A 5,258-nucleotide genomic window follows, 5' to 3' on the forward strand; every position below is an offset into this window, starting at 1 on the left:
CTTTTTTATAGCTGAGCTAAATTGGCTTTTTCAAATTAATACCCATCTACTTATATGAGCTCTATTTAGCGATAAAAAATTACGTTAGAGCAGGGCGAAATTCACTATTTAGTTGTTCTTGGCAATTGCTCCATCATTACTCACTCTCCTGGATCCATGCAGACGTATATCAGACATTTTTGACGCTGTTAGCGTCAGATGTAATCCCTTAAATTGATTAAGTATTTTTACGAGTTGGTATAAATAGTTATGTAATGAATTACTGTACATTAATAATGTTATATAGCCTTAAAAGACAGGTGTGAATGAGTGAGATGTAGTTGGCTGCATTTTTTTGTTGAATCACCGCAGTTTCCTCATTATAAAAAATTTAGTTGATATAATTTATATAATTAAGGCGTTTGTTAGAGAATTTTATGTTTGCAAGTTTACTATTTTTATCTGCAAGTGTGGCGTATGACGCACACTTACCTCCATTAATTGAGTGGCAGGGGAAAAGCGTAGAGCTTTTACAAAAACAAGGGCCGCTAACTACTGATTTTGAGCTGTCAGCAGGTGAAGCGTCGCCAGATTATGCAAATACAATGGCATTTGTTGATAGGTTAGTTGCTGCAAACCCTACTCAGTTTCAATCTCAAACCATTGGCTATAGTAATAGCAAGCGTGCAATAAAAATGTTGATTGCCAGTGAGCAAGGCTTTTTTGAAGCAAGGCAAATGGCTAATAGCACTAAGCCAACTATTTTTATCCAGGCAGGAATACATTCTGGTGAAATAGACGGTAAAGATGCCATGTTTATGTTACTCAGAGATATAGCGACGGGTAAGCGCCGTGACATTTTAAAAAAGGTAAACATATTATTTATTCCTATTTTAAATGTAGATGGACACGAACGTAGCAGTGCATTCAATCGCATCAATCAACGGGGCCCTACAAAAATGGGCTTTAGAACAAATGCTAATAACCTTAATTTAAATCGTGATTTTACTAAATTAGATACCCCAGAAGTTAGAAGTGTTCTAAAGGTTATTAACGACTACAACCCAAATTTATACATTGATGTACACGTAACCGATGGCGCAGATTACCAATACGATGTGACTTATGGCTACAATCCGGTATTTTCAAGCGAGTCGCCTGCGGTATCTGATGCACTAAACCAGTTTTTTAAACCTCTGATTGACGATACGCTAGCTAAGCAAGGGCACATGCCAGGGCCACTTGTTTTTGTTATGGACAAGCGCGACTTTAAAAAAGGATTAGCGGGATGGGTTGCTACGCCGCGCTTTTCAAATGGTTGGGGTGATTTAAAGTCATTACCGACTATTTTAGTTGAAAATCATTCATTGAAGCCTTACAAGCAACGTGTATTAGGAACTTACGTATTTTTAGATGGTGCTATTACTGCGCTATCAAAGCACAGTCATGAATTAGCTAATGCAGTAAAAAAAGAACAGGAATTTGTTCCTAAACAGTTAATAGTAAAGCGTGGCTATTCCAAGCAAGCTGATACGATTGCGCAGTTTAAAGGTATTGAGTATTCATCAAGCATGAATGCGCTCTCAGGCCAAAATGAAGTGAAGTATTTGGGTAAAGCACATACATATACCGACTTACCTATTTATTGGCAAAAAGATGTACAACATACAGTTGAAGTACCTAAAGCTTTTTTTATTCCGCCTGTATATCGCAATATTATTAAGAAACTAAAGTTACATGGTGTCTCTATTAATAAACTTGAAGGGGCAAACACACAGCCTTTAAAAGTAGCAAAGGTGGCAGACTACACGTTTGATAAAGCACCATTTGAAGGCCGTTTTAGAGTGTCAGCAAGTTTTGATTATGTCCCTGCTATAAATGTAGATTTAGATGGTTGGTATCAAGTCAATACTCAACAAAAAGCAGGTGAGCTTGCTGTGCATTTATTGCATCCTGAAGCACCAGATTCGTTTTTTGCATGGGGGGAATTTAATACTATTTTTCAGCGTACTGAGTATATGGAAAACTATGCACTAATTCCGTTTGCACGCCAAATGCTAAAAGACAATCCAAAGCTAGCGCTTAAGTTTGATGAAAAGCTTAAAGATAAATCGTTCGCAAGCGACGCTGATGCGAGACTAAACTGGTTATATGAGCAAAGTCCATTTTATGATCAAGCGTACTTAAAGTACCCAATATTGATGTCATTTGAAGAAGAAGTTGTTATTCCAGATCAAAAAAGTAAAGAAATCTAATATGCAAATTATAACCATACCCGTCACTGCATTTGCACAAAATAGTCGTATTATTTGGTGTAGTGAAACTAAACAAGCCGTAGTCATAGACCCAGGTGGCGACCCTGATAAAATAGTAGCTGCCCTTAATGAGCATAAACTAGAATTAAGTGCTATTTGGTTAACGCACGAGCATTTAGATCATGTGGGTGGGGCTGATATTTTACGTAATCAATTTAACGTACAAATTATTGGCCCACAAAAAGATGAGTACTTCTGGTTTGAAAACTTACCTATGCAAGCACAAATGTTCGGGTTTAAACCCATTGAGCCTTTTTACCCGGATATTTGGCTAAACCATAACGACACCGTTAGCGTAGGTAAACTTAGCTTTTTAGTGAAGCATTGCCCAGGGCATACACCTGGTCATATTGTGTTTTATCAACAAGACAATGAATGCGTTATTGTAGGTGATGTTATTTTTAAAGGCTCAGTAGGGCGAACTGATTTCCCTAAGGGGAATAGCGAACAACTTATAGAGTCGATTAAGACGCATATTCTAACCTTACCTGATAATACTAAAATATTGGCAGGGCATGGGAGCGACACTACGGTTGGATTTGAAAAACAAACAAATCCTTTTGTGAGTGGTAAGTTTGGTTAAGTTACTTATTTGAAGTTTGGTAAACTGCATAAAAATTAAAAATAAGCAGACTGAGTTTTAAAATGGTTGTATAATTTAACCAGTTTATTTGATAAATAAGAAATAAAATGTCTCTAAATCACGTAGATCGCCAAATATTGGCACTTTTACAACAAGATGCTAGTTTATCAACCGCAGAAATTGCTGATAAAGTAGGCTTGTCTCAATCTCCATGCTGGCGTCGAATTGCCAAGCTAGAGCAAGATGGTTATATAAAAAGCAAAGTGGCTCTTTTAGATGAGAAAAAACTTGGCTTTGATATGCTTGTATATGCACATGTGCGTTTATCAAATCACGGTAAAAAGAACCTTGCTGAATTTGAAAAACTTATAATGAGTTATGATCAAGTAACAGAGTGTTACACCATGGCTGGAACAATGGACTTTATGCTACGCATAATTTCACAAGGCATAGAAGGTTATGAGCACTTTGTACGCGATAATTTACTAAGCTTAGAATATGTACAAGAAGTACATTCTAATGTAACAATGACATGTGTAAAACGTAGTACTTCCCTCCCTTTATAAAAGCACTTCTTTTAAAAGCTAAACCTCTTTTAGTTTAGTTTAACCACATAATGACAATTGTTAACTGAGCGCTAATTTGGTAGAATTTAGCGCTTTTTTGATACCCATTACACCATTTGAGGAACTCAATGTTTAACTTACTCAGTAGGGCGCCTAGCTCTGCTAAAAACGATATTTTATCTGGATTAACTGTGGCGCTAGCCTTAGTTCCAGAAGCTGTTGCGTTTGCCTTTGTTGCAAATGTAGAACCTTTAGTTGGTCTATATGCCGCGTTTATCGTTGGTTTAATTACGGCTATATTTGGTGGCCGCCCTGGTATGATTTCAGGTGCAACCGGTGCACTAGCTGTTGTTATGGTAAGTTTAGTGCTTGATCATGGTGTTGAGTATTTATTTGCGACCGTATTGCTCATGGGCATACTGCAGATACTCGCGGGTGTATTTAAACTCGGTAAGTTTATCCGCATGGTTCCTCATCCGGTAATGCTTGGTTTTGTAAACGGCTTAGCTATTGTTATTTTTCTCGCTCAGTTAGGACAATTTAAAGTGCCTGATGGTATGGGCGGACAAGAATGGATGACGGGTAACCCGTTATATATTATGCTTGGTTTAGTGGCTTTAACGATGGCTATTATTCAGTTTTTACCTAAACTAACAACGGCTGTACCCTCTACATTAGTCGCTATTATTACAGTGACCGCTTTAGTTATTGGTTTGGATTTAGAAGCGCATACTGTAGTTGATTTCTTAAAAGGAATGACAGGCGACGAAGCTGCAACAATTGCAGGCGGTTTACCTCAGTTTCATATTCCTATGGTGCCGTTTACTTTCGAAACGCTACAAATTATTTTTCCTTATGCACTTATTTTAGCGGCTATTGGTTTAATTGAATCATTATTAACGCTTAGCTTAATTGACGAGATTACAGAAACTCGCGGTCATAGTAATAAAGAGTGTATAGGCCAAGGCGCTGCAAATATTACTTGTGGTATGTTTGGTGCTATGGGTGGTTGTGCAATGATTGGTCAATCAATGATCAACATTAACTCAGGTGGTCGTTCTCGCTTATCGGGTATAAGTGCTGCATTGATGTTGCTTGCGTTCATCATATTCGCTTCAAGCTTAATTGAGATGATCCCACTAGCTGCACTTGTTGGTGTTATGTTTATGGTTGTATTAGGTACGTTTGAATGGGCCAGCTTTAAAATGATGAAGCGTGTGCCTCTATCAGACGCTTTCGTAATAGTACTTGTATCGGGTGTGACTGTTATTACCGATTTAGCGATTGCAGTATGTGTAGGTGTTATTGTATCTGCATTAGTATTTGCTTGGCAGCATGCTAAGCACATATACACAACTAACTATATTGATGAAGAAGGCGCTAAAGTATATGAGTTACATGGCCCGCTTTTCTTTGGTTCAGTTAAAAACTTTGCAGAGTTATTTGATGTTAAAAATGACCCTAAAAATGTAATTGTTGAATTTAAGCATAGCCGCGTATCTGATCACAGTGCAATAGAAGCAATTGACACACTTGCTGATAAGTACACAAAAGCAGGTAAACAACTTCACTTACGTCACTTAAGTAAAGACTGTACGCAGTTGTTGCATAAAGCACGCGATTTGGTTGAAGTGAATGTGATTGAAGATCCAACATACAAAGTAGCATCAGACAAACTAGCTTAATTTACACAAAGCTATTTATATTTAAAAAGCGAAAGGTGAATAACCTTTCGCTTTTTTAGTGTATCTACTATTTGTTTGCGGTAAGACTATTAAAAAGCAAGGTAGGCTGTAGTGCTATGCAAACTCATAA

General features: G+C 37.4%; 4 protein-coding genes. All 4 read left to right on the forward strand.

Annotated features, from left to right (window positions below; all coding sequences use genetic code 11):
• The first annotated feature begins 416 nt into the window (after window positions 1-416).
• The 4 genes from GQR46_RS15580 to GQR46_RS15595 all read left to right on the forward strand — a co-directional run bounded on the left by GQR46_RS15580 (window position 417) and on the right by GQR46_RS15595 (window position 5,128).
• Window positions 417-2,234 carry a M14 family metallopeptidase gene (locus GQR46_RS15580; RefSeq protein ID WP_165727445.1) on the forward strand — a complete coding sequence of 606 codons (1,818 nt, stop codon included), beginning with the start codon at window positions 417-419 and terminating at the stop codon, window positions 2,232-2,234.
• Between the two features lies 1 nt (window position 2,235).
• Window positions 2,236-2,877: an MBL fold metallo-hydrolase gene (locus GQR46_RS15585; RefSeq protein ID WP_165741410.1), complete on the forward strand. Its 642-nt coding sequence runs from the start codon at window positions 2,236-2,238 to the stop codon at window positions 2,875-2,877.
• A 107-nt stretch (window positions 2,878-2,984) separates the two neighbouring features.
• Window positions 2,985-3,443: an Lrp/AsnC family transcriptional regulator gene (locus GQR46_RS15590; RefSeq protein WP_007375323.1), complete on the forward strand. Its 459-nt coding sequence runs from the start codon at window positions 2,985-2,987 to the stop codon at window positions 3,441-3,443.
• Window positions 3,444-3,571: 128 nt separating this feature from the next.
• Entirely contained in the window at window positions 3,572-5,128 is a 1,557-nt protein-coding gene (locus GQR46_RS15595; RefSeq protein WP_010554472.1) for a SulP family inorganic anion transporter, read from the forward strand.
• Window positions 5,129-5,258 lie beyond the last annotated feature (130 nt).

Origin of the sequence: Pseudoalteromonas sp. Z1A6 (assembly GCF_011378745.1) — a bacterium.
GTDB lineage: Bacteria > Pseudomonadota > Gammaproteobacteria > Enterobacterales > Alteromonadaceae > Pseudoalteromonas > Pseudoalteromonas arctica.